Here is a 502-nt window from a genome sequence, read left to right as displayed (position 1 = left end):
CACTTTGAGGGATCCGCCGCAGCGACTCAAACGGGTATTCAATATCGATATTGAAGTTTGCAGTCGCTGCGGCGGATCCCTCAAAGTGATCGCCTGCATAGAGGACCAGGACGTTATCGATAGAATTCTGGCTCACCTTCGAGAGAAGGAACAGGACATTCCAACGCTCCCATTGCTCACACCTCCTCCCAGGGCACCACCTGAGGCATTGCCTCTTTTCGCTGGTAAGGATTCCAGCTCAACCGCAATCATTTAGCAAGGAAGCCACCAAATAACGCGCGGCATGGGCTGTTGCGCGCCTTCCTTCAAGAATTAACGGATAGGAATGGCAAGCTCAAAGCCGCGAACATATTTTCAGGGCAATAAACAGTTAATTCGCGAACTTATCCAGCTAAGTCAACAGAATAGGCGAGAAGATCTACTCCCACTAGACCGTTTATTTTTCCTATACTTACAAGTGTGATGACTTGTATCAGCTATACCAACCAATGATTAAAGAAAT

1 pseudogene is annotated in these 502 nt (G+C 47.6%); it reads left to right on the top strand.

Annotation, left to right across the window (positions count from 1 at the left end):
* A pseudogene (locus A3709_RS24720) lies at window positions 1-256 on the top strand (hypothetical protein); the annotation flags it as partial.
* Window positions 257-502: the final 246 nt, after the last annotated feature.

The sequence above is a fragment of the Halioglobus sp. HI00S01 genome (assembly GCF_001635445.1).
In the GTDB taxonomy this organism is placed as follows: domain Bacteria; phylum Pseudomonadota; class Gammaproteobacteria; order Pseudomonadales; family Halieaceae; genus Halioglobus; species Halioglobus japonicus.
Note: the sequence above shows the minus strand (reverse complement) of the source record. Positions and strands in the feature narration are given on the sequence as shown.